This is a genomic window from Prosthecobacter sp., from assembly GCF_044227185.1.
Classification (GTDB): Bacteria; Verrucomicrobiota; Verrucomicrobiia; order Verrucomicrobiales; family Verrucomicrobiaceae; genus Prosthecobacter.
This window is the reverse complement of record NZ_JBGAFO010000004.1, coordinates 236,488-261,256: the sequence shown is the minus strand read 5'-3', so window position 1 is coordinate 261,256 and position 24,769 is coordinate 236,488. Positions and strand designations below refer to the sequence as shown.

16 protein-coding genes are annotated in these 24,769 nt (G+C 61.9%); 14 read left to right on the top strand and 2 right to left on the bottom strand.

Annotation, left to right across the window (positions count from 1 at the left end):
• The first annotated feature begins 1 nt into the window (after window position 1).
• From ACILSQ_RS11675 to ACILSQ_RS11660, 4 genes are read left to right on the top strand one after another with little or no spacing between them, the layout of a single operon-like run.
• Window positions 2-1,333, top strand: coding sequence for a DUF1552 domain-containing protein (locus tag ACILSQ_RS11675; protein WP_395743805.1), 1,332 nt, complete (start codon window positions 2-4; stop codon window positions 1,331-1,333).
• A gap of 40 nt (window positions 1,334-1,373) precedes the next feature.
• Window positions 1,374-3,185, top strand: coding sequence for a GMC oxidoreductase (locus tag ACILSQ_RS11670; protein WP_395743804.1), 1,812 nt, complete (start codon window positions 1,374-1,376; stop codon window positions 3,183-3,185).
• 2 nt (window positions 3,186-3,187) lie between these two features.
• A complete protein-coding gene (locus ACILSQ_RS11665; RefSeq protein WP_395743803.1) occupies window positions 3,188-3,835 on the top strand; it encodes a gluconate 2-dehydrogenase subunit 3 family protein in 648 nt (215 codons plus the stop codon).
• 22 nt (window positions 3,836-3,857) lie between these two features.
• Window positions 3,858-4,526 carry an SGNH/GDSL hydrolase family protein gene (locus ACILSQ_RS11660; protein WP_395743802.1) on the top strand — a complete coding sequence of 223 codons (669 nt, stop codon included), beginning with the start codon at window positions 3,858-3,860 and terminating at the stop codon, window positions 4,524-4,526.
• Window positions 4,527-4,716: 190 nt separating this feature from the next.
• Here ACILSQ_RS11660 and ACILSQ_RS11655 read toward each other — a convergent pair whose 3' ends face one another.
• Window positions 4,717-5,892 (bottom strand): hypothetical protein, encoded by a 1,176-nt coding sequence (locus ACILSQ_RS11655; RefSeq protein WP_395743801.1) that lies wholly within the window; start codon window positions 5,890-5,892, stop codon window positions 4,717-4,719.
• Between the two features lie 104 nt (window positions 5,893-5,996).
• Between ACILSQ_RS11655 and ACILSQ_RS11650 the strand changes: the two genes are divergently transcribed.
• From ACILSQ_RS11650 to ACILSQ_RS11605, 10 genes are all read left to right on the top strand, one after another.
• Window positions 5,997-9,146, top strand: a complete 3,150-nt coding sequence (locus tag ACILSQ_RS11650) for a PSD1 and planctomycete cytochrome C domain-containing protein (protein ID WP_395743800.1) — start codon at window positions 5,997-5,999, stop codon at window positions 9,144-9,146.
• 386 nt (window positions 9,147-9,532) lie between these two features.
• Window positions 9,533-10,936 carry a DUF1501 domain-containing protein gene (locus ACILSQ_RS11645; protein ID WP_395743799.1) on the top strand — a complete coding sequence of 468 codons (1,404 nt, stop codon included), beginning with the start codon at window positions 9,533-9,535 and terminating at the stop codon, window positions 10,934-10,936.
• A gap of 82 nt (window positions 10,937-11,018) precedes the next feature.
• Window positions 11,019-12,203: a sialidase family protein gene (locus ACILSQ_RS11640; protein WP_395743798.1), complete on the top strand. Its 1,185-nt coding sequence runs from the start codon at window positions 11,019-11,021 to the stop codon at window positions 12,201-12,203.
• A gap of 21 nt (window positions 12,204-12,224) precedes the next feature.
• The gene (locus ACILSQ_RS11635; RefSeq protein WP_395743797.1) at window positions 12,225-13,475 is read left to right on the top strand and encodes a hypothetical protein; all 1,251 of its coding nucleotides are present in this window, start codon (window positions 12,225-12,227) and stop codon (window positions 13,473-13,475) included.
• Between the two features lie 37 nt (window positions 13,476-13,512).
• Window positions 13,513-14,520: a Gfo/Idh/MocA family protein gene (locus ACILSQ_RS11630; protein ID WP_395743796.1), complete on the top strand. Its 1,008-nt coding sequence runs from the start codon at window positions 13,513-13,515 to the stop codon at window positions 14,518-14,520.
• Window positions 14,517-15,554 carry an alkaline phosphatase D family protein gene (locus ACILSQ_RS11625; protein WP_395743795.1) on the top strand — a complete coding sequence of 346 codons (1,038 nt, stop codon included), beginning with the start codon at window positions 14,517-14,519 and terminating at the stop codon, window positions 15,552-15,554. The genes ACILSQ_RS11630 and ACILSQ_RS11625 overlap by 4 nt, the downstream gene beginning before the upstream one ends.
• A gap of 3 nt (window positions 15,555-15,557) precedes the next feature.
• Window positions 15,558-17,672, top strand: a complete 2,115-nt coding sequence (locus ACILSQ_RS11620) for a PSD1 and planctomycete cytochrome C domain-containing protein (protein ID WP_395743794.1) — start codon at window positions 15,558-15,560, stop codon at window positions 17,670-17,672.
• A 57-nt stretch (window positions 17,673-17,729) separates the two neighbouring features.
• Complete coding sequence (locus tag ACILSQ_RS11615) at window positions 17,730-19,067, top strand: DUF1501 domain-containing protein (RefSeq protein ID WP_395743793.1); 1,338 nt, start codon at window positions 17,730-17,732, stop codon at window positions 19,065-19,067.
• Window positions 19,068-19,072: 5 nt separating this feature from the next.
• A complete protein-coding gene (locus ACILSQ_RS11610) occupies window positions 19,073-20,554 on the top strand; it encodes a DUF1501 domain-containing protein (RefSeq protein WP_395743792.1) in 1,482 nt (493 codons plus the stop codon).
• A gap of 18 nt (window positions 20,555-20,572) precedes the next feature.
• On the top strand, window positions 20,573-21,703 hold the full coding sequence (locus tag ACILSQ_RS11605) for a lactonase family protein (RefSeq protein WP_395743791.1): 1,131 nt from the start codon (window positions 20,573-20,575) through the stop codon (window positions 21,701-21,703).
• A 323-nt stretch (window positions 21,704-22,026) separates the two neighbouring features.
• Here ACILSQ_RS11605 and ACILSQ_RS11600 read toward each other — a convergent pair whose 3' ends face one another.
• Complete coding sequence (locus ACILSQ_RS11600) at window positions 22,027-24,750, bottom strand: PQQ-binding-like beta-propeller repeat protein (protein WP_395743790.1); 2,724 nt, start codon at window positions 24,748-24,750, stop codon at window positions 22,027-22,029.
• Window positions 24,751-24,769: the final 19 nt, after the last annotated feature.

The following is a 24,769-nucleotide window of genomic DNA, read 5'->3' as shown; positions in this document are numbered from 1 at the left end:
CATGAGCACTCATCACTTTTCACGTCGCGCCTTCCTGCGTGGAGCAGGCGTCTCCATGGCCCTGCCTTGGATGGAATCCTTCAACGTCTGGGGCGACGAACCCAAACGCGACAAGCCCGCCAGCGAGGCTCCCGTGCGGCTCTGCGTCACCTTCTCCGGCAATGGCTTCCACTCCAAGGAATGGTGGGCCAAAGGTGAAGGGAAGGGGATGGAGTTGGGCAAGGTTCTGCAGCCGCTGCATGACTTCCGTGAAAAGCTTCTCTTCGTCCGCGGCCTCTACCATGAGGAAGCCCGCAAGGGAAACATCCACTCCTCGCAGACGGGCAACATGCTCTCCGGCGCGCCCATCGCCTCAGGCGGGGAGATCCGCTCCGGCACCAGCTTTGACCAGGTTCTCGCGCAAACTTACGGCCGCAGCACCAAGGTCCCCAGCCTCGTCCTCGCCTGTGAGAAGTCGAATCCATCGGTGCATAAAAACTACTCCATGCTCTACAGCTCCCACATCTCCTGGAGCTCGCCCACCACACCGACTCCGCTGGAGCTCTACCCGGCGCTGGCCTTTGACCGTCTCTTCAAAGACGAAGCCTCGCCCGCTGACAAAAGCGTGCTGGATGCGGTGCTCGCTGAAGCACGGGATCTCAAGCGTGACATCAGCCTCAATGACCAGCGCAAGCTCGATGAATATCTCGACTCCGTTCGCGATGTGGAAAAGCGCATCGAAAACGCTGGCAAGCGCGGCGAGCTGCAGGGCTGGCGGCCCACGCTCGAAAAGCCAAATATCAAACGTCCCGCAGACGGCATTCCGCAGGACATCGGCGAGCACATGAAGCTCATGATCGATCTCCTCGTGCTTGGCTTCCAGACCGACACCACGCGCATCACCACGCTCAAGCTCAACAACGACCACAGCGCCCTGCGCTTCCCCAATCTTCCCAGCGTGCAGCAGGCAGGACATGGCATCGACTACATGATCCACCATCTGCTCTCCCACAGCGACGCCGAGGACTGGCTCAAGGTGAACCAGTTCTTCATGGAGCAGCTCGCCTACCTCGCGCGAAAGCTGGACGCCATTCAGGAAGGCTCGCGCACCTTGCTGGACAACACCATGCTCATGCATTGCTCCAGCATGATGGCCGGTGCCCGGCATGACAACGATCAGCTCCCCGTCATCGTTCTGGGTGGTGCAGGCGGTCGCCTTCAGAGCGGCCGTGTGCTTGACTATAAAGACAAACCCGAGCGACAGCTCTGCCGTCTCTTCATGTCCATGATGGATAAAATGGACCAGCGCCCGAAAACCTTTGGCGATGCGAAAATGAGACTGGAAGAGGTTTGATATTTCAGCGTTTTGCTTTTCCCTTTTTCGCTTCGCCACCATGCCCATCATCACACCCGACAAGCTCCAGGACTCCTATGATGCAGTGATCGTTGGTTCCGGGGCCGGGGGCGGCCAGACCGCCTACACACTCACCATGGAGGGCCTGAAAGTCCTCATCCTTGAGGCCGGCCGTGCCTTCGACGTGCAGTCAGAGGTCGCCATGCTTCAGCTTCCCAGCCAGGCTCCGCTGCGCGGTGAAAAGACGCCGGACAAGCAATACGGCTTCCACGACTGCTCCATCAACAGCGGCTGGGACATCCCCGGCGAGCCCTACTCCAATGCCAGCAGCGAGCCCGTGGACCAGTTCCGCTGGTGGCGCCAGCGCATGATGGGCGGCCGCACCAATCACTGGGGCCGCATTACGCTGCGAAATGGCCCCTACGACTTCAAGCCGCACACTCGTTTCGGTCTCGGCTTCGACTGGCCCATCAGCTACGACGACATCGCCCCTTATTACGACAAGGTGGAGATGCTCATCGGCGTCTTCGGCACCAATGAAGGCCTGGAAAACTCGCCCAACTCATCCCCCGGCGTCCTCCAGCCAGCGCCAAAGCTCCGCGTGGGCGAGCTCTACGCGCAGAAGCACGGCAAAAAAGTCGGCGCGCATGTGGTCTCCATCCATCGTGCCGTGCTCACCAAGCCGCAGGACACAGAAACCATTCCGGCCAAACTCCACCCCGGCAACACCAAGGCCCAGGGCATCCTGAAGGAGTCCATGGGCACGCGCGCGCCCTGCTTTTGGGCCACCGACTGCCATCGCGGCTGCGCCATCCGAGCCAACTACGATTCCCAGACCGTCCACCTGCGCCCCGCGCTCGCCACGGGAAATCTCGATATCCTCCCCAACGCCATGGCGCGCGAGGTCACGCTGGACAAGCAGGGCAGAGCCACCGGCATCACCTTCATCAACAAGGCCACCGGTGCCGAAGCCCATGCCAAAGGCCGCGTCGTCGTCCTCGCCGCCAGTTCGCAGGAGTCGGTGCGCCTGCTGCTGAATTCCAAATCCGCCGCCTTCCCGCAGGGCCTCGCCAACTCCAGCGGCAAGGTGGGCAAATACATCACCGACTCCGTCTCCAGCAGCCTCAGTGCACACATCCCCGCGTTTGAAGGCATGCCCGTCCACAATGAAGACGGTGCAGGCGGCCCCCACGCCTACGTGCCCTGGACGCGCCACGCGCAGAACTCCAAAGGCGAGCTCGGCTTCCCCGGCGGTTACCATCTGGAGTTCACCTCCGGCCGTCAGATGCCCTCGCTCACCACGCTCAATGGCATCGAATCCAGGCTCGGCCACGAAGGCGTCTTGTTTGGCGCGAAGCTCAAGCAGGAGGCCCGCCGCTACTACGGCTGCCATCTCGGTTTCGGTGCGCAGGGCACCATGCTGCCCAATGACGGCTCCTTCTGCGAGATTGATCCCGCTCTCAAAGACCAGTGGGGCATCCCCGTGCTGCGCTTCCATTGGAAATGGACGGACTTCGAGCTCAATCAGGTGCGCCATCAGCAGCAGCACATCCGCGAGCTCCTCGAAGCCATGGGCGGCAAAGTCGCTGCGAAGGCCGACTCAGATCCGTCTAAGCTGATAAAGAAGGGTGGTGAAGTCATCCACGAAGTCGGCGGCGCCATCATGGGCGCGAACCGCGAGACCTCCGTCACGAATCAGTGGAGCCAGACCTGGGACGTGAAAAATCTCTTCATGGCAGACGGCGCCCCCTTCGCCAGCACCGCGGACAAGAATCCCACCCTCACCATCATGGCCTTCGCCTGGCGCATGGCAGACCACATGATGGATGAAATGAAGAAAGGAAACATCTGACCATGAGCACTCCTCTTGATGACCTCCCCCGCATGGACCGCCGCAAGGCGCTGCAGTGGATGCTCACCGCTACAGCCACCATGGCCATCCGGGATCCGCAGCTTTTTGCCGCCGATGCCGCCCCCGTCAAAGCGCAGGGCTACGGCCCCGACCCCGTGATGGTCAAAGTGTACAAGCCCGGCGATGTCTGGCCGCTCACCCTCACCGAGCCCCAGCGCCGCACCACCCGCGCTTTGTGCGATGTCATCCTCCCTGCCGATGACACCTCCCCCAGTGCCTCCGCCCTCGGTGTCCCCGACTTCATCGATGAATGGATCAGCTCTCCTTATCCCGCCCAGGCCGGCGATCGCCGCGTCATCCTTGAAGGCCTGAAATGGATCGATGCGGAGGCAAACACACGCTTCAGCAAAGCCTTTGCCGATCTCCCGCTCGATCAGCAGACCGCTCTTTGCACCGATCTCGCCGCTCCCAAACCCCAGCCCGCCCTCAAGCAGCCCGCAGCCTTCTTCAAACGCTTCCGCGATCTCACCGCCGGCGGCTACTACACCACCCCCGAAGGCATGAAGGCCATCGGCTACGTAGGTAACATGCCCTCCGGCTCCTTCGAAGGTCCGCCGCTCGAGGCCCTGCAGCACGTCGGCCTCGCCTGATCATTCATCGCATCTCTTCTTCATGAAATCCTCCCGCCTCATCCTCTTCGTTGCCCTCGCCCTCATCGGTTTTGCCGCACAGGCCTCCGCCCAAACAAAGGTCCTTTTCCTCGGCAACAGCATCACCAAGCACGGCCCCAAGGCCGACATCGACTGGAAGGGCAACTGGGGCATGGCCGCCAGTGCCGAGTCCAATGACTACGTGCACCTCGTCACTAAAGGCCTCACGGAAAAAGCCGGCGTCGCACCCGAGGTCATGGTGAAAAACATCGCCGATTTCGAGCGCGCTTACGCAAATTACGACGTCGCCGCCAAGCTGAAGGACGCCATCGACTTCCACGCCGATCTCATCATCCTCGCCATCGGCGAAAACGTCCCGGCTCTGAAGCTCCCCGAAGAAAAGCAGAAGCTGCAGGCCGCCGTGACCACCCTGCTCAAAGCACTGAAAGCCGGCAAAAAGCCCGTCATCCTCGTGCGCAGTTGCTTCTGGGCCAACGCCCCCAAAGACGAAGTCCTCCAGCAGGCCTGCACCGCCGTCGGCGGCATCTATGTGAACATCAGCGCCCTCAGCAAAGACGAGTCCAACTACGCCCGCTCAGAGCGCCCCTACAAACACGCCGGCGTCGCCAACCACCCCGGCGACAAAGGCATGGCCGCCATCGCCGCCGCCTTGGTCAAGGCTCTGCCGTAAGCTTGAATTCCTCACAGCGCGTCGAGAGGGCGCCAGTGAAGTGGTCCGCACAGTCCCTGTGCGGTTCTGGGGCACCGCGCGCGCAACGAACTCGCAAAATACCTGGCGCTGCTTTTTTGCGCCAGCCATCGAGCAACGAGCTCCGCCAAAAGGCAATTTTGCCAACGCCGCTTTCCACAATTGAAGAAGCTTAGTTCCGGCTGAAATACTCCACCGCCGCCCTCCGAAACTCCGCATCCCCCGGCACCTTCCCCGTCCGCGCCTTCCACTCCTTCACAAACGTCCGCGCCCACTCATAGTACCTCCGGTGCGTCTCATAGATCGGCTGCTTCACCCCCTTGTCGTCGATCATCCAGAACCCCCGCTGCCGCCCATCAGCCTCCAGCTCATTGTTATACAGCTCCCAGTACAAAATAAACGGGCAGCCCCACTCTAGCCCTGCCTGGATGGTGATGCGTGAAAGCCGGTCCTGCTCCTCCGGCGAGTGATGCGCCTTGCCTCCATGAAACACGGAGTAGCCATACTCTCCAATGAAGACGCGCTTGCCCGGAACGCCCGGCTTCGGTGCTAGCTGGGACTCAATGTAGCTCAGCACCTTCTGAATCTCTTCCGCCTTCGGCACGTTCGTCACGTCGTACGCGGAGTAGGAGACAAAATCCACCGCCACCTTGGGCAGCACCTGGTTCACCAGAGTGGGCCTTCCTTCCCGCAGGGAGATCGTCGGGTGGTTCAGCTCCGTGTAGTGCCACACCTGCACATCCTCATGCGGCGTGTCACGTTTCGCATCGTCCACAGCCCGCTGGCGCGTTGTCAGCCAGTCGATCATGCCCTGCACCTTCTCAGGCGTCATCTGCGCATCAGCCGCCTTGCTGATGCTGCCCCGCAGCAGGTTGTCCCCTTCCCAGTGCCCGAGGTAAAAACTCTTGCCCGTTCCGTTGTAGGTTTTCAGCAGATGCACCACCAGCGCATGCAGCTCCTGATATTCCTTCTCCGCATCCGCCTTGGAAAAGCCCTTCTTCCAAGAGGTGTTCGCAAAAGGCTCCGCCCAGAGCTGAAAATTCGCAAAAGGCATGTCCAGCACCTGGCGGTGCGCCGGTTCGTCCCGCGCCAGCTCCACCAGCGAATGCGCACCCGGGTATTCTTTCGGTTTGGGCCGCAGGTCAAACTTCATGCAGCTAGCCCCCATGGCATGGATGACCTCGGCAGACTCCACTAAAGAATCACCCTGGGTGAACTGGTACTTGCCGCCGATGGCCTGGGTGCCGAGGACGTAATTGAAGCGGTCCACCGTGGACAGTTCAGCGGCTGGAATGGCGGTCGCTAGCAGCGTCACAAAAGCCAGAAACTCGCGGGGGAAGGGAGGCATAGCGCCCCAGAGAAGCATGCTTTTCCCGGCCGAACACCCAAACAGGCGGGAATTTGCCAATTTTTGTGTCCAAAGACGTACTTCTCAGACCTTTAGATTCTGACATGACCCTGTCCCGCCTTTCAGTCTTCTTTCTTCTCCTCTCCTGCCATGCCGCGGGCGTGTCCTTTGCTGCGGATGATGATGCCACCCGTGCAGCCCTGAAGTTCTTTGAAAAAGAGGTGCGCCCCATCCTGGTGAAGCGCTGCTACGACTGCCACAGCAAGACCAAGCAGAAGGGCGGCCTCCGCGTGGACAACATCGGCTACCTCAAGACTGGTGGCGACACCGGCCCGGCCCTCGTTCCCGGACATCCCGAAAAGTCCGCCATGATCGAGGCCATCCACTACAAGGATGAGGAGTTCCAGATGCCGCCCCGTAACAACGGCGGCAAGATGCCCGATGCCGAAATCGCCACCCTGGAAAAGTGGATCAAGCTCGGCGCCCCCTGGCCGGAAGATGCCACCGCCAAGGTCGTGGTGACCGAAGGCGGATTCACCGAGGAGCAGCGGAACTACTGGTTCTTCAAGCCCGTCGCCAACGTCTCTCCTCCCAAGGTGCCCGGCAAATGGGCGCGCAACGACATCGACCGCTTCATTGCAGCGAAGCAGTCAGAAATGAAGCTCGACCCCGCGCCGGAGGCCGACCGTACGGAACTCGTGCGCCGCGTCTATTTTGATCTCCACGGCCTGCCTCCCACCCGCGATGAGATCGACAAGTTCGTGAACGACAAGGACCCCCGCGCCTATGAAAAGCTCGTGGACGAACTCCTCGCCAGCCCCCGCTACGGTGAGCGCTGGGCCCAGCACTGGCTCGACCTCGCGCGCTACGCGGAGAGCGACGGCTACAACGCGGACGAGTACCGCCCCGCCGTCTGGCCCTACCGCGACTACGTCATCAAGTCCTTCAACTCCGACAAACCCTACGACCAGTTTGTGCGTGAGCAGCTCGCTGGCGACGAGATCGCCCCGGACGATCCCAATGTTCTCATCGCCACCTGCTTCCTGCGCAATCCGGTTTACGAATGGAACCAGCGCGATGTGAAGGGCCAGTGGGACATCATCCTCACGGACATGACGGACACCACCGGCGAGCTCTTCCTCGGCCTCAGCATGGGCTGCGCGCATTGTCACAATCACAAGTTCGACCCCATCCTGCAGAAGGACTACTACCGCCTCCGCGCCTTCCTCGCTCCCGTGCACTGGCGCGATGACCTCAAGCTCGCCACCCCCGCTGAAAAGAAAGCCTTCAATGAGCAGCAGGCAAAGTGGGAGATCGCCACGGCCGACATCCGCACTAAGATGGACGCGCTGACGAAGCCTCTCGTCGAGCCGAAGGTCGAGCGCGCCCTCACCCGCTTCACAGACGATCTCCAGGAAATGGTGCGCAAGCCCGATGCCCAGCGCGAAGCCCTCGAAAAACAGCTCGCCGGTCTGTGCCAGCGCCAGATGCAGCGTGAGCGCAAAACCTTCGATCCCATGAAGAGCCTCAAGAGCGACGAGAAGAAGGCGGAATACAAGGCGCTGGAGGAGGAGCTCAAGAAGTTCGACAACCTCAAGCCCAAGCCCCTGCTGGACGCCTTTGTCGCCACCGATGCCGGCCCCAAGGCCCCCTCCGTTTCTCTGAAAACCCGCAAAGGAGAGCAGGAGATCGCCCCCGGCTTCCTCACGCTTCTTGAGCCCAAGGAGCCCGAGATCAAACCCATCGGCAACTCCACCGGCCGCCGCACCGTCCTTGCCAATTGGATCACCCGTCCGGACAACCGCCTCTCCACCCGCGTCATCGTGAACCGCATCTGGCAGTATCACTTCGGCCGCGGCATCGTCGCCACCGCCAGCGACTTCGGCAAGCTCGGTGAGAAGCCCACTCACCCCGAGCTCCTCGACTTCCTCACCACGAAGTTTGTCGCCAGCGGCTGGCACTTCAAACCCCTGCACCGCGAGATCATGCTCTCCGCCACCTACCGGCAGACCGCCCGTCGCGAGCCCACCACCGCCATCGCCAAAATCGACCCCTCCAATCACTACCTCTGGCGCTTCAATCCCCGCCGCCTCGATGCCGAGCAGGTGCGCGATGCCCTCCTCGCTGCCAGCGGCGAGCTCGATGCCAAGGCCGGTGGCCCTTCTGAAGATGGCAATGGCACCCGCCGCTCCATCTACACGATGAAGAAGCGCAACAATCAGAATGAGCTCCTGCGCGCCCTCGATGCCCCTGCTGGTTTCTCCAGCACTGCGGAGCGCCAGAGCACCACCACGCCCACCCAGGCCCTCCAGCTTCTCAATGGCGACTGGCTCCTCGCCCGTGCTCGCAAGCTCGCTGGTCGCGTCGAAAACATCGATGAGGCCTGGCTCGCCGTCCTCGGCCGCCTCCCCACCAAGGAGGAGCGCGCCACCGCGGAGTCCTTCCTCAAGAAACGCGCAGGCAGCGCCGAGCCGCCCGTGGCCGCCAGCACCGCCTCAGATGAAAACAGCAGCGGCTTCAAAGAAAACAGCCCGCATGAGCGTCTCCTCGTTCAAAGCGGCCAGGAAGAAGGGGACGAGTTCACCGTCGAGACCATCGTCAGCCTGAACAGCATTGATGTAAACGCCTCCGTCCGCACCATCGCCTCCCGCTGGAGCGGCGGAAAGGACAGCCTCGAGTCCTTCGGCTGGAGCCTCGGCGTTACCGGCATGAAGTCCCGCTTCAAGCCTCGCAACGTCATCATGCAGGTCGTCGGCGAGGATGAAAACTCAAACATCGGCTACCAGGTCGTCCCCTCGGACATCCACATCGAGCTCGGCCGTCGCTACCACATCGTTGTCCGCGTGTCTTGCGTGGGTCACACCGTCACCTTCACCGTGCGCGATCTGGACACCCCCGGCGCCGCGCCAGACTCCGTCGTCGTGCCCATGGACATCCGCGCCAAGCTCAGTGCCGGCACCTCACAGCTCGTCATCGGGGGCCTGAACAAGCGCGCCCCCACCCACCAGTGGGACGGCCAGATCGAGGCCCTCCGCGTCGCCACCGGAATCTTGGAGGACAAGTCCCTCAACCATGACGCGGAAAAGTGGAACGCAGGCCTCGTCACCTGGCGCTCCGCAGATCCTCTCACCTCCCAGTTCGCCTGGTCCGGCTCAGACACCAAAACCGTCGAGGCCGACGACCCCTTCCATCAGGCCATGAACGACCTCTGCCAGGTCCTCCTGAACACGAACGAGTTCTTCTACCTCCACTGAGTGCCGCCACAGGCCAGGAGCGCGGGATTTATCCCGCAGCATCTGGCAAACACCCCCACTTCAGTTAATGGCCCCTGCCCGATGCAAACACCAACGCAGTGATCAGCGAAAGGAACGCCTCGGAAGTACGACAGACACTCCTGTCTGTCGACCAGCGCATCCGCTTCTCCCATCACCACCGAAGAATAAAGCGCCCCAACGATCCCCTCACGATGCCCCCAATGTTCTGGGTAGTCCGCAGCCCGGCAGCGCTCTCTCGCAAGCAGCGAGTCCCTCGCCCTGACAAAGTAGGAAGCCCCCTGAAACTTTTTTGTCCAAAACCCACGCCCAAGGGCCTTTTGGGTGAAGAAGAGAGTTTTCATCCACCGTATCAACCTCCTAGAACCATGAGCTGCAACCGCTTCGACATCCCCAGTTCGCGCCGCGAGTTTCTCCAGACCGCTGGCTGCGGCTTTGGCTCCGTGGCGCTCGCCGGTTTGATGGGCGCACAGACCGCCGCCGCCTCTCCGCTGCCGCAGCGCATCGCCAAGGCAAAGAGCGTCATCTTCCTCTTCATGGAGGGCGGTCCCAGCCACCTGGACACCTTTGATTACAAGCCCCTGCTGAACAAGCTCGCGGGCCAGTCGCTCCCTTCCAGTTTCAAGCCGCCCATCACCGCCATGGGGGAGACCAAATCCCCGCTGCTGGAGTGCAAGCGCACCTGGAAGCAGCACGGCCAGAGCGGCCTCTGGATCTCCGATTGGTTCCAAAACGTAGCGCAGCATGCAGATGACCTCGCCGTCATTCATTCCTGCGCGTCCAGCGGTATCAATCACGCCGGCGGTGTCTGCTCCATGAATACCGGCTCTGTCTTTGGCGGCCGTCCTTCCCTCGGCGCCTGGGCCTCGTACGGCCTCGGCACCGAAAACCAAAATCTCCCCGGCTTCGTCGTCATCAAGGACAGCGAGGCCACCGTGGTCAATGGCGTGCGCAACTGGGGCAACGGATTCATGCCCGCCGTGTATCAAGGCGTCGAGTTCAACTCCGACGGCGTCCCCATCAAGTACCTCGACAATCCCAAGGGCGTGGATCGCAAGCGCCAGCGCGACAAGCTCGACCTCCTCGGTGCACTGAACCGCGACTACGGCGCCTCACGTGCCAGCAATACCGAGCTGGACGCCCGCATCCGCGGCTACGAGCTCGCCTACAAAATGCAGGCCGAGGCCCCCCAGGCTGTGGATCTCAGCAAGGAGACCGAGGCCACCAAAAAACTCTACGGCATGGACAACGAGGCCACCGCCGTCTATGGCCGCAACTGCCTCCTCGCCCGCCGTCTGGTGGAAAGCGGCGTGCGCTTCATCCAGCTCTACAGCGGTGCCGGCAGCAAGTGGGACAGCCATAAGGGCATCGAGGTGAACCACTCCCGTCTTTGCAACGCCGTGGACCGCCCCATCGCGGGCCTCCTCTCGGATCTCAAAGCCCGCGGCCTTCTCGACGAAACACTCGTCATCTGGGGCGGCGAATTTGGCCGCACTCCCATGAGCGAGCAGGGTGACGGTCGCGACCACAACCCCACCGGCTTCACCATGTGGATGGCCGGCGGCGGCGTGAAAGGCGGCCAGACCTACGGCGCCACCGACGAGCTCGGCCTCTACGCCGTCGAAGACCGCCTCCATGTGCACGATCTCCACTCGACCATCCTCTACCTGATGGGAATCGATCACACGAAGCTTGTGTACAATCACAAGGGCCGCCCCGAACGCATCGACCAGAACGAAGGACACCCCATGACCAAGCTGCTCGGCGTGTGAGCAGCCCGGTGCTGCTGGTGAGCTGACTGGACCACCGAGATTCCTTTGCAAAGCCCGCGCGGAGTTGCCCGTTTGCCTCCCTATGCATCTCCGCTCCATCGTCCTTCTTGTCCCGCTCCTGCTCACTTCCGCTTTTGCCCAGAATGGGTTGCAGAAGAAGGACGTCACGCTGACTCCGCCGAAGAATCTTAAAACCAAGCTCCCTCCTGGCTACACCATTCCCGTGGTGGACATCAGCGGCGAAAAGGAGCGCCAGGTCATCGTCGATCAGGAGAAAGGCCAGTACCTCGGCCACCCGACGACTTTCCTTCTTGAGGACAACAAGACGATGCTCATCGTCTATCCGAAAGGCCACGGCCGCGGCCCCATCGTTTACAAGCGCAGCACAGACACCGGCCTCACCTGGAGCGATCGCCTCCCGACTCCCAAATCATGGGAGACATCGTTGGAAGTTCCCACCCTCCATCGTGTGGTCGATGCGAACGGCAAAAAGCGCATCATCATGTTCAGCGGCCTTTATCCCATCCGCATGGCCGTCACAGAAGACGATGGCGCAAACTGGAGCGAACTCGCGCCCATCGGCAACTTCGGCGGCATCGTCACCATGGGCACCGTGATCGATCTCAAAACTCCCGGCCACTACCTCGCCTTCTTCCATGATGATGGCCGTTACATCCGCGGCACTCCGTCCAAGGCCTGGCGCTTCTGGGTTTACACCACGCTCTCCAAGGACGGCGGCCTCACCTGGAGCGCCCCCACGCCCGTCGCCATGCTGCCAGACGCCAGCCTCTGCGAGCCCGGCGCTCTGCGCTCTCCCGATGGCAAACAGATCGCCGTCCTCCTCCGCGAAAACTCCCGCAAGTACAACTCCTTCGTCATCTTCTCCAACGACGAAGGCCAGACCTGGACCGAGCCCAAGGAACTTCCCGCCGCCCTCACCGGAGACCGCCACGTCGCCAAATACACCCACGACGGCCGCCTCTTCATTAGCTTCCGCGACACCACCCACGTCAGCCCCACCAAAGGTGACTGGGTCGGCTGGGTGGGCAAATACGAGGACATCGTCAATGGCACCGAAGGCCAGTATCGCGTGCGCATCATGGACAACACCAAAGGCGCCGACTGCACCTATCCCGGCATCGAGCTGCTCCCGGACGACACCATCGTCACCACCACCTACGGCCATTGGACGGAAGGCGAGTCGCCCTACATCGTCAGTGTCCGCTTCAAGCTGGCAGAGCTGGATGCAAAGCTCGCCAAAAAATAAAGCATCAACATCTCAGTCGTCATGACATCCCTTCCCACCCGCCGCCAGTTCCTCTCCACCCTCGCCCTCGGCTCCCTCGCCGCACGTGGGCAGGGGCAGGAGGCTCCAAAGTACCCGCCCGTCCGTGTCATCACCAAAGGCCCCGGCTTCCACTGGTTCGGCTACTACGACAAGCTCCAGTTCTCCCCGGACAACCGCTTCGTGCTCAGCAACAAGGTCAGCTTTGAGCACCGCTCTCCCACCGCTGACGACGAGATCGAAGTCGGCATGGTCGATCTCCAGGACAACGACAAATGGATCCCCCTCGGCAAGACCCGTGCCTGGTGCTGGCAGCAGGGCTGCATGCTGCAGTGGATCCCCGGCACCGAATCCAAAGTCATCTGGAACGACCGCGAGAAAGACAAATTCGTCAGCCACATCCTCGATGTGAAAACCGGCGAAAAGCACACCATCCCCAGCCCCATCTACGCCCTCGCTCCGAATGGCAAAGAAGCCGTGAGCTGCGACTTCGCCCGTGTTGCCGACTGCCGCCCCGGCTACGGCTACGCCGGCATCAAAGACCGTTTCTTCAACGACATGGCCCCCGCAGGCAGCGGCGTCACTCACGTCAATCTCGAAACCGGCGCATCCAAGCTCATCGTCTCTCACGAGACCCTCGCCAAGACCGGCGAGGTCATTCAGAACCTCCCCGACTCCAAGCACCACGCCTACCACCTCCTCGTAGGCCCGGATGGCAAACGCTTCATCATGCTCCACCGCTGGACGCAGCCGAAGAACGGACACCTCACACGTCTGATCACAGCAAACATGGACGGCAGCGATCTCCGCATCGTCATCCCCAATGGCTACGCCTCCCACTTCATCTGGCGCGATGCCACCCACATCCTCTCCCAGGCCAAAGACTGGCTCGGCAACAAGGAGTGGGGCGACTTCCTTTTTGAAGACAAAGACAGTGGCATCGTCTCGGAGATCGGGCACGGCGTGCTCGACAACGGCGGCCACCTCACCTACCTCCACCACAACGAGTGGATTCTGAACGACACCTACCCCAAAGGTGTCCGCCGCATCCAGACCCCGCACATCTACCACATCGCCACAAACAAGCGCATCGACCTCGGCGAGTTCCACTCCCCCCGCGAATACACCGGCGAATGGCGCGTGGACAATCACCCCCGCTCCAGCCGCGACGAGCGCTGGGTCTGCATCGATGCTCCTCAGGAGGGGCACGGCCGCCAGCTTCATCTCATCGACATTCAGGGTCTGATCACCTGATCAACCGCAGTCCTTCACAACGTAACTGTCAGTCACGATGAAACACGTTTTCCCTCTCGCCACCGCGCTCTTTCTCAGTCTCGCAGCCTCGGTCTTTTCACAAGACACGCTCAAGCCCCTTCGCGCCGGCATCATCGGCCTCGATACTTCGCACGTGCCCGCCTTCACCAAACTCTTCAACAACCCCAAGGCCGATGGCGATCTCGCGGGCATCAAAGTGGTGGCAGGTTATCCCGGTGGCACCGACATGCCCGCCAGCAAGGACCGCGTGGCCAAGTTCACCGAGCAGGTACGCGGCATGGGCGTGGAGATCGTGGACTCCATTCCGAAGCTGCTCGAAAAGGTGGACGTCGTGCTCATCGAAAGTGTCGATGGCCGCATTCATCTCAAGGAGGCGCGGGAGGTTTTCAAATCCGGCAAGCTCGTTTACATCGACAAACCCATCGCCGGCACACTCCCGGAGGCCATCGCTCTCTTTGAACTGGCGAAAAAACACAACGTCAAAACCTGGTCGAGCTCATCCTCACGGTTCAGCCCCGACCTGGTGCCTTTGAAGGGCAACGCTGAAGTTGGCGACATCCTCGGCGTCACCACCTGGGGGCCCTGCTCCTACCAGAGCGGCACGCCGGATCTGTTTTTCTACGCCATCCATGGCATCGAGTCCCTCTTCATGCTCATGGGCACCGGCTGTGAGACCGTCTCCCGCACAAAGGGCGTGTCCGGCGATCAGGCCACCGGCACGTGGAAGGACGGCCGCGTCGGCACCTACCGCGGCATCGTGAAAGGCAAGGCAGAGTTCGGTGCCACGGTCTATGGCAGCAAGAGCGTCCAGCAAGGCGGCAAGACTGTGAGCTATGAGGCGCTCTGCCGTCAGATCGGCAAGTTCTTCCGCACCGGCGAGCCTCCAGTGAGCGAAGCCGAAACCATCGAAATCTTCACCTTCATGGAGGCGGCGGATGAAAGCCTGCGCCAGGGCGGCAAACCCGTCGCGCTCGCAGAGGTGCTGGCAAAGGCAAAAGCGGAAGCGGCGAAACTGGTGCCATGAATTCTTCTCACGCCCCGCTCTCCGGCCTCAACAGCCGCCGCCGCTTCTTGGCGGGCCTTCCCGCCATCGGCTTGCTCGCCGCCCACGCCGCCGAAGAACCGCCCTTGCAGGACATCGTCTTCGGTTCCTGTCTGGACACACACGAGCACCCCATGCTCGATCGCACGCTCGCTCTGCCGCGTGATCTCTTCATCTTCATGGGAGACAATGTCTATGCCGACAAAGGCGGCATTCCCATGATGCAGGAAAAGTACGCCCTGCTCAAAAACAGCCGCTTTTTCAAAGGCCTGCAAAACAAGCCCCTGCTCGCCACCTGGGACGACCACGACTTTGGCGAAAACGACGGCGGTGGCAGCTACCCGCACAAAAAAGAGGCGCAGGTGGAGTTCTGGAACTGGCTCGATGAGCCCGCCGCCTCGCCCCGCCGCAAACAGGAGGGCGTGTATCACGTGCAGACGTTCGGCCCCGCCGGAAAGCGCGTGCAGATCGTCATGCTGGACACACGCTACTTCCGCAGCCCGCTCAAAAAAGTCTCCAAAGACAAGGCCATGCTCGGCGGCTCCTGCGTGCCTACGGACGACACCTCCACCACCATGCTCGGTGCCGCGCAGTGGGCCTGGCTCGCGCAGGTCCTCCAGCAGCCCGCAGACCTCCGGCTCATCGTCTCCAGCGTCCAGTTTGCTCCGGAGGCCCACGGTGGCGAATGCTGGGCCAACATGCCCCACGAGCAGCAGCGCCTCCTCGGTCTCCTGCGCGGCCACCACGCCGTCATTCTGAGCGGCGACCGCCACTGGTGCGAGTTTTCGAACAACGGCGTGTTCGACTTCACCTCCAGCTCCATGACGCAGAAGCACCCGCGCGGCTCGCCCACGCCCAACAAGCTCCGCTGCGTGCCCCTGACCTACCATCTGCCCAATGTCGGCCATCTCCGCATCGACTGGACCGCCGCCACCATTACCGCAAAAATCTTCGGTGAGGAAAATGAGCCAAAGATCACTCAGACCCTGGCGTTCACGGAACTCAAAGTGACCTAACGCATGCGCCTTGTTGTTCCATTCGTGTTTGCAGCTTCCTGCGGCGCCTTCGCCGCGGAGCCACGGGTGGAATTCAATCGCGACATCCGCCCCATCCTCGCCGCCAAATGCTACGCCTGCCACGGCCCGGATGAAGACAAGCGAGAGGCCGACCTCCGTCTCGATATCCGCGCCGAAGCCGTGAAGTCCGCCATCAAGCCCGGCAAGCCCGAGGCCAGCGAACTCTGGAAACGCATCACGCACACGGATCCCGCGGATGTGATGCCGCCGCCCTCGTCACCCAAGCAGCTCACCAAAGTGGAGCGCAGTCTCTTCCGCCGCTGGATTGCCGAAGGCGCCGAATACCAAAACCACTGGGCCTTCGAGCCCATCAAGCGCCCGCCAGTCCCCGCATCCAGCAGCACCAATCCCATCGATGCCTTCATCCAGGCCCGTCTGAGCGCGCACGGCCTCCAGACCGCCCCCGCTGCCACGCCCATCGCATTGCTGCGCCGCATTTACCTCGATCTCACCGGCCTGCCTCCCACTCCTTCAGACCTCGCGGTGCTCTCCCACTGGTCAGACAAAACCTACGAGCAGGTCGTGGACCGCCTCCTCGCTTCGCCTGCTTTTGGAGAGCGCTGGGCCCGCCACTGGCTCGACATGGCCCGCTACGCCGACTCCAACGGCTTCCTCGGCGATGGCCTCCGCCCCAATGCTTACATCTATCGTGATTGGGTCATTCAGGCCTTCAATTCCGACCTCCCTTTCGATCAGTTCACCATCCAGCAAATCGCTGGCGACCTTCTGCCAGATCCCACGCGGGAGCAGCTCACCGCCACCGGTTTTCATCGCAATGCTGCGCTGAATACCGAGGCCGGCGTGGACAAGGAGGAGGCCCGCTACCAAAACCTCGTGGATCGCGTCAATACCACCGGCCGCGTCTGGATGGGCCTCACTGTCGGCTGTGCCCAGTGCCACACTCACAAGTACGACCCCATCACCATCCGCGACTACTACAGCTTCTACGCCTTCTTCAACAACACTGAAGATCGCGATGCCCCGGAGACCAAGGCCCAGGCCCTGGCTGAAGTCACCAAGGACCGCCGCCAGACCTACGTGCACATGGCGGGCGACTACACGCGCCGCGGCCCGGATGTCATTCCCGCCAGCCTTTCCGCCCTTCCTTCCATGGCCAGGCCCGCGTCACCCGAGCCTGGCCGTCTCGATCTCGCCCGCTGGCTCGTCTCACCTCAGCATCCGCTCACCAGCCGCGTCGCGGTGAATCACATCTGGAGCAAGTTCTTTGGCTTCGGCCTCGTCCGCACGCCGGATGACTTCGGCACCGCGGGCGAGTCCCCCTCGCATCCGGAGCTCCTCGACTGGCTCGCCTCCGAGTTCATGCGCAAAGGCTGGAGCCGCAAGCAGCTCATCAAGCTCATCGTCATGAGCCACACCTACCGCCAGTCCTCCGCGCATCGCGAGGACATCGTCGAGATTGATCCTCTGAATTGCCTCCTCTCACGCCAGAACCGCATCCGCCTCGACGCCGAAATCCTGCGTGACTCCGCCCTCGCCGTCAGCGGTTTGCTCAAGCGCACCGTCGGCGGCCCCAGCTTCCGTCCGCCGCTGCCGGAGGACGTCTTTGATGTCGGCCGTTCTTCCAATTGGAAAGCCAGCCCAGGCGATGAGATCTACCGTCGCAGCCTCTACATCATCACCCTCCGCAGCGTCCTCTATCCCACGCTCACCACCTTCGACTCTCCAGATGCCGCGGACGCCTGCATCCGCCGGGACCGCAGCAATACGCCGCTCCAGGCCCTCACCATGATGAATGACGGCGTCTTTGTGGAGGCCGCCCGCTCGCTGGCCCTCCGTGCCTTGTCCGAATCTCCTCCGGACACCGCCTCCCGCTTGGGACACCTCTTCACGCTCACGCTCAATCGCGCCCCGCGTGCTGAGGAGCTCCGGCGCCTTACAGCCTTCTACGCAGAGCAAAAAGCCTCGGTAAAAAAAGGCGGCGCATCCGCCCTGCAGATCCTCGGCGGCGTCGCCTCATCAGATCAGGTGGAAGCCGCCACCCTCGTCACCGTCGCCCGCGTGCTCATGAATCTCGATGAGTTCATCAACCGCGAATAACCCCGCATCCTCGCGTCGCCTCAGCAAAACCTCTCGTCCGGCCGCCGTATAGACCCCATGTTCACTCTCTTCTCCCGCCAGTCTTCCAGCCGCTGCTGCGATGGCCTGTCCCGTCGCTCCTTTCTCCGTGTCGGCGGGCTTGGGCTGGGCGGGCTGAGCCTGCCCGGCCTCCTGCGCGCAGAGTCAGAGCTCGGACGCGGAAAATCACAGAAGGCGCTCATCCTGGTGTATCTGCCCGGCGGTCCGCCGCATCAGGACATGTACGACCTGAAAATGGACGCGCCCTCGGAGGTGCGCGGCCCCTTCAAGCCCATCGCCACCAATGTTCCGGGCATCCAGATCAGCGAGCACCTGCCGCGCATGGCAAAAATGGCGGACAAGCTCACCTTCATTCGCAGTGTGGTGGGGGCCAAGGACCGGCACGAAAGCTTTCAGTGCGTCACCGGCCGCCTCAGCAACAACGCACCTCCCGGCGGCTGGCCGGAGATTGGCAGCGTGGTGTCAAAGCTCAAAGGCGGCGCTCCCACCATTCCCGGTTATGTGAATCTCTCGCAGCAGATGAAGCACACGCCCTACAATCAGGGGCGCCCCAGTTTCCTCGGTGTGGCCCACGCGCCCTTCATGCCGCTGGAGCGCGGCAAAGAGGACATGTCCCTCAATGGTGTCACGCTGGAGCGCCTGGACGACCGTCGCGGACTGCTCTCCGCCTTCGACAATTTCCGCCGCGAGACAGATGCCTCGGGCACCATGGCTGGCATCGATGTCTTCCGCCAGCAGGCCTACGGCATCCTCACCTCCTCGCAGTTGGTCGATGCACTCAATCTCTCCAAGGAGTCCCCCAAGGTCCGCGAGCGCTACGGCAAAGGCACTGCAAAAATTCAGGGCGATGCAGCGCCGCGTCTCAATGAGCAGTTCCTGCTCGCACGCCGTCTCGTCGAGGCCGGTGTGCGCGTGGTCACTCTCAGCTACAGCTTCTGGGACTGGCACGGGCAGAATTTCAAAAACGCCCAGGAAAACCTGCCTGACTTTGATCAGGCGATCTCAGCTCTTGTGGAGGATCTGCATGAGCGTGGCATGGACAAGGATGTGACCGTGCTCGCCTGGGGCGAGTTTGGGCGCACGCCGCGCGTCAATGACAAAGGTGGTCGCGACCACTGGCCCGCTGTTTCTTGTGCTCTCCTCGCTGGAGGCGGCATGCAGAATGGCCGGGTCATCGGCGCCACGGACCGGCTCGGCGCGGAGGCCTCGGACCGTCCCGTGCATTTCCAGGAGATCTTCGCCACGCTCTACAACAATCTCGGCATCAATCCGCACACCAGCACGGTGTCGGACTTCTCCGGCCGTCCTCATTACCTCGTGGATAACGAGTTCCAGTCGATCAAAGAGCTGGCCTGACACCCATGTCTCCTCAGGAACTCATCACCCAGACCCGCCGCGATTTCCTCGCCACCAGTTCCTGCGGCCTCGGCACCCTCGCCCTCGCTTCGCTGCTGAAGCAGGATGGCCTCCTCGCCGCTGAGGCCACGCTTCCGGCCAGTCCGCTCGCCACGCGCATGTCCCACTTCGCGCCCAAGGCGGAGCGCTGCATCTTCATCTTTCTTGAGGGCGGACCCTCGCAGATGGATCTCTTTGATCCCAAGCCCCTCCTCAACAAATACGACGGCCAGCCCTTGCCCGACTCCATCGTCGGAAATGCCAAGTTCGCCTTCCTGCAAAAGGAAAGCGCCACCGTCATGGGCACCAGCCGTGTCTTCAAAAAGCACGGCCAGTGCGGCATGGACATCAGCGATCTCCTCCCCCACATCGCCACCTGTGCGGATGACATCGCCCTTGTGCGCTCCATGCACACCACTCAGTTCAATCATCTCCCCGGCCAGCTCATGCTGAACTGCGGCGAGTCACGCCTCGGCCGCCCCAGCGTCGGCTCGTGGGTCACCTATGGCCTGGGCAATCTCTCGCAGGACCTGCCTTCCTACGTCGTCATGGTCAGCAAGGGCCGCGGCCTCCCCGGCGGCAGCTCCACCTGGTCCAGCGGCTTCCTTCCGTCTTCCTACGCCGGCGTGATGTTCCGCAACGGCGCCTCGCCCGTTTTAAATCTGGACAATCCAGATGGCATCACCCCGCAGATGCAGTCCGCCAGCATCCGCGCGCTCAATGACCTCAACCGCCTCCAGCACAAGCACATTGGCGACCCCGAAATCGCCGCCCGCATCAACAGCTACGAGCTCGCCTTCCGCATGCAGAGCGCCGCGCCGGAACTGGTCGATCTCAAAGGCGAATCCCAGGCCACGCTCGATGCCTACGGCGTGAACCGCGTCGAGCCTCCCATCAAGAGCAACCTCGGCGGCATCGGCAATTTCCAGACCTTCTCCCGCCACTGCCTCAATGCGCGCCGCATGGTGGAGCGCGGCGTCCGTTTCGTAAACATCATCCACGCTTCGTGGGATCACCACAGCGCCCTCGATCCCCAGCTCGCGCACAATTGCCAGATGGTCGATCAGCCCATCGCCGCCCTCCTCAAAGACCTCAAGCAGCGTGGCCTGCTCGATACCACCCTCGTCGTCTGGGGCAGCGAATTCGGCCGCACCGCCCTCGGCGAAAACCGCAAGGGCTTCAAGAAGGTCACGGGCCGCGATCATCATCCCTACGCCTTCAGCCTCTGGATGGCCGGCGGTGGGATCAAGGGTGGTCAGGTCTATGGTGAGACGGACGACTTCGCCTGGCACGTCGCACGCGACCCCGTCTCCATCCACGATTTCCACGCCACCATCCTCAATCTCTTCGGCCTCGACCACAACAAGCTCAGCTACCGCTTCCAGGGCCTCGACTTCCGTCTCACCGGCGTCAATCCCGCCAAGGTGGTGAAGGGCCTGCTGGCGTGATCTCCTCCTCCATCCCTCATGCGCAAGCCCGCCTCATTTCTTCTCGCAGCCCTCTGCATGACTTCGCTCACGCTCTTGAGCGCTGAGCCCCTGGTGTTCATCTCCGCCTTCGCTTCGGGAGAGAAGGCCGGCATCCACGCCTTCAGCTTTGATTCGAAGACCGGCGCTTTGCGGCCGCTGCACCGCACCACAGGCATTCAAAATCCGTTCTTCCTCGCGGTCTCGCCCGATCAACGTTTCCTCTACGCGATCAATGCCGAAAAGTTCGGCGGTGCGGACGATGAGTTCGTGGCGGCCTACGCTCTGGAGCGTAACTCCGGTCAGCTGAAGCGCCTGAACCAGCAGTCGGCACGCGGGACGGCCTCGTGCTACCTCGATGTCGATGCCACGGGCAAAACCGTCGCAGTGGCAAACTATGCGTCGGGCAGCGTGGCTTCCCTGCCGGTGAAGGAAGACGGTTCGCTGGGAGAGGCCGCGTCGTTCGTGCAGCACAGCGGCTCAGGCGCAGATCCCGCACGCCAAAAAGGACCAAATGCCCACAGCATCGTCTTCAGTCCGGACAATCGCTTCGCCCTCGCCGCAGATCTGGGCATTGACAAAATCCTGGTTTATCAACTCGATGCCGCCACGTCCAAACTGACGCCAAACGAAGCCCAGCCCTTCGTGAAGATGCAGCCCGCATCGGGTCCGCGCCACATCACCTTCCATCCGAACGGCAGACACGTGTATGTGATCAACGAACTGGCAAACACGGTGACGTGTTTTGATTACGCCGCCGCCTCCGGCACCCTCGCCGAGCGCCAGACCATTTCCACGCTTCCCACCGGCTTCACCGGCAAGAGTTACACCGCAGACTTGAAAATCACCCCCGATGGCAGCTTCCTCTACGGCACCAATCGCGGCCACGACAGCATCGCGTCCTATCGCATCGCTGCCGACGGCACGCTCTCGCTCCTCTCCATCGACCCCAGCCTCGGCAAAGGACCGCAGAATCTGCTCATCACACCAGACGGCCAATGGCTCCTCTGTGCCAACATGCCGGGAAACAGCGTCATCGTGTTTCGAATCGATGCCACGAGCGGGAAAATCACCTCAACGGGCGCTCCCATGGAGATGCCCATGCCCTCCTGCATTCGCTGGGTGAAGTAATACCACGACCTCTTGAAAACGAGGCGATTCTCCACACGCAGACCGCCCCAAACCGGCACCAGCCCCAAAGGGGCGGCGGAGCCAGCCCAGGGCGCAGCGAGGCACGAGCAAGCCCTGGGTCACCCACGCGAAATCCGGTCAGCAAACCCATCGCTCCTCAACACCCGCCAGGTTCCAGCAGCGTCTGCAGTGTGTCCCGCCGCGCTCCTCTTGCGCAATCACCCGTCACTTTCATCTCACCATTCACCGGCGAAAAACCTCAGCACGTGTCTGAATGGACTGCCACTCGCGCGGACTCATTTTCAACTGCGTCTGGTATAACGTCATTTCGTGGCAGAAGCCCGCACTTCCCACGCAGGCGGCAGTTCCTTGGACTCCGGCCCATACGTCTGCGAGACGACAAAACCACTGGCCTGCGAAGTGTAGAAAATGCGTCCATTGCTCACCACGGCACCGAGACACTCGCGTGAATCGATCGCAGGTCCCGTGGAGACGAGTTTGCCCTCCTGCGAAAGGTCGATCATGTCCATGTTCGCTCCGAGCACATACGGTTCGCTCAGCGTGAACCGGCAGCAGGCGTAGTTCGTGAGGATGCTGTAGGTCACCTTGCCCGTGTTGCGGTCAAAGATGTTGCCCTTGCCACGCAGGGCATTGGAGAAGATGAATTTTTCACCCACGCTGACCACATTCAGCGCCGAGGTGACCGCGTCAGATTTCCAGACGAGCTTGCCCGTGTTCGCATCCAGGCACCAGACAAAGCGGTCTTCCGTGCCTGCGTTCGCCTTGTTGTAGCCACCCAGGTAGAGCTTGCCATCGCGTGCGCTGAGCGTGCACTTGGCAGTGACGTAGTACTCATTGGTCTGCCAGAGGATTTTCCCGGACTTCGGATCAATGCAGACCGTCAGGCCGTTGTTGCCCACAGGCTGGCCGCGGCGCGCGCGCTGATCGGCGTCGTAGCCGAAGAACACCGAGTAATAAAGCTTGCCGTCGAGAATGCAGATGCCGCAGTCATTGCCGCCGCGGCCTTGATCAGAGAAATCTTTTTCCCAGACAACTTTGCCGGTGTCGAGATCCCAGGCCCAGACGCGCGGGTGGTGGTTCGTCGGGTAATAGGGGTTGTCATTGGAATAAATGAAGCTCATCACGTCGCGCCCATCGTCGGCTTTGACCGGCGCGCCGCCGAAAGTCCACGGTTTCTCGCTGCCTTGCGGCGCGTAGTCGCCCGTGCCACTCGCATAGATCGCGATTTTACCGGCGACGACCGGCGGAAACTGCCGGCTCCAGCTTGGAGAGCCGGTAAAAGGCGCCTCCCACAGCATCTCTCCCGTCGCCGCATCCAGACAGCGCACGAATGATTTGTTCATTCCTGCCTGCGGAACCAGGAGCTTGCCGTCGATGTAGAGAGGAGAGGTGAAGGACAGGTAAACATCCGGCCACCATTTCCGCCACAGCAGCCGCCCGGTGTCTTGTTCGCACGCAATGATCTGTCCCTCCGCGGTGTGCGTGTAGAGCCGCCCGCCCCCGCAGACCGGCAGATGCTTCACCGTGCCTTCGAGACGCCGCGCCCAGCGCATGCGCAGCGGTGGCGCGATGCCTTGGTTGTTCGAGTTCTGCCCCGCGAAGTTGCCGTAGTTCGTGTACCAGTCATAGGGGGTGGTCGCCAGCTTGCCGGTGAGCGGACTGCGAATTTTGGCGATGTCATCGCGGTCATGCCGTTCGTATTGGGCATCCCCTGGCCCATAGACATAGACCCGCCCATCCTCGCTGGGCACATAGATCCGTCCATCGGCCACGGCAACCGGGGCTGAGATAGGCGCGGCAGATGCTCCGATGGAGCTGGCACGCGAAAGATGTTCAGCGATGGGTTCAATGTGCAGATAGCCATTAAGATCGCCGACGATGACATGATTTTTGAGGATCACCGGCGGAGCGATATAACCTCCCATCGTCAGCACCACGCCCTTGTCCTCCTTGCTGTCCAGCCGGTGCCGCATGAGCCCGCGTCCACTTTCCGGGCGCACCCGGTAGACGTCCTTCCCACGCACAGCCACGGGTGCAAAACTCAGCAGGCCGTCCATGCGGATGTTGGTGTCGGTTCCGGACACAAAATCGCCAGTTTTGAGCGTGTCACCTTCCAGGCGCATGATGTCCACCCGGCCGGCATTGTCGCGGCGGTGCCATTGCACATACACGTTGCCATCATCATCCGCGCTTTGGCCAAAGGTCGCCGGAAATTCTTTTCCCGACCACTCAGGAATCTCGCCCGTGGCTTTCAGCTTCGGCGCAGCGCCGGTGTCTTCGATGAACAGCGTGCGTCCCCCCGCGGGTACGACGACGGTGTTGCCCTTGATGAGGCAGATGTCGCGCGAGCAGACGAAGTGATCCTTCCACGTCACCCGGCCGTCGCTGGAGGTTGGTTTGGTGCCGGGTTTGAGTGTGGCAAGCATGCGCTTCTCGCAAAACTTCGCCCACTCCTCCCCGCTCCAGCGGTTGCCGTCGAAACCCACGACCTCCTTCACGAAATCCCACTGCCATTTCATCTCACCCTTGTTCGTGATCGCATGCACCTTGGCGCCGAGCGTGGCGAAATAGACCCTGTCTTTGCCGATCACAGGCGTGCTGAAAATCGGCTCGCCGCAGTCGATCTCCTTCACCACCGCACCGGTCGCGAGATCCAGCACATAATAAATGCCAGCGGTGGTGCCAAAGTGCAGGTAGGAGCCCACGATGGCCGGCGAGCTCACGTTGTTTACGTTCTGTTTCCCACCTTTGCTTTGAAAATGCCACACCTCTTTGAGTGTGGCGGCATCAAAACACGCCACATAGCCCGAACCATCAACGACACACACCTTGCCACCCGCGACCACTGGCGCAGTGTAGATGCCATCGGTCATCGAAAGCCCGCCCTGCAGGCGGAGTTTATCCGCATCGATATCGCGATCCACCGCGTTGCCGGAGTGCGCCGAGTTAAACATGAACTGCGGCCAGTCTTCGGCGGACGCATTCAGGGCAAAAACGAAAGTGGCTAGGGCGAGAAACCGATTCATGACCGGTGAATACGGCGGC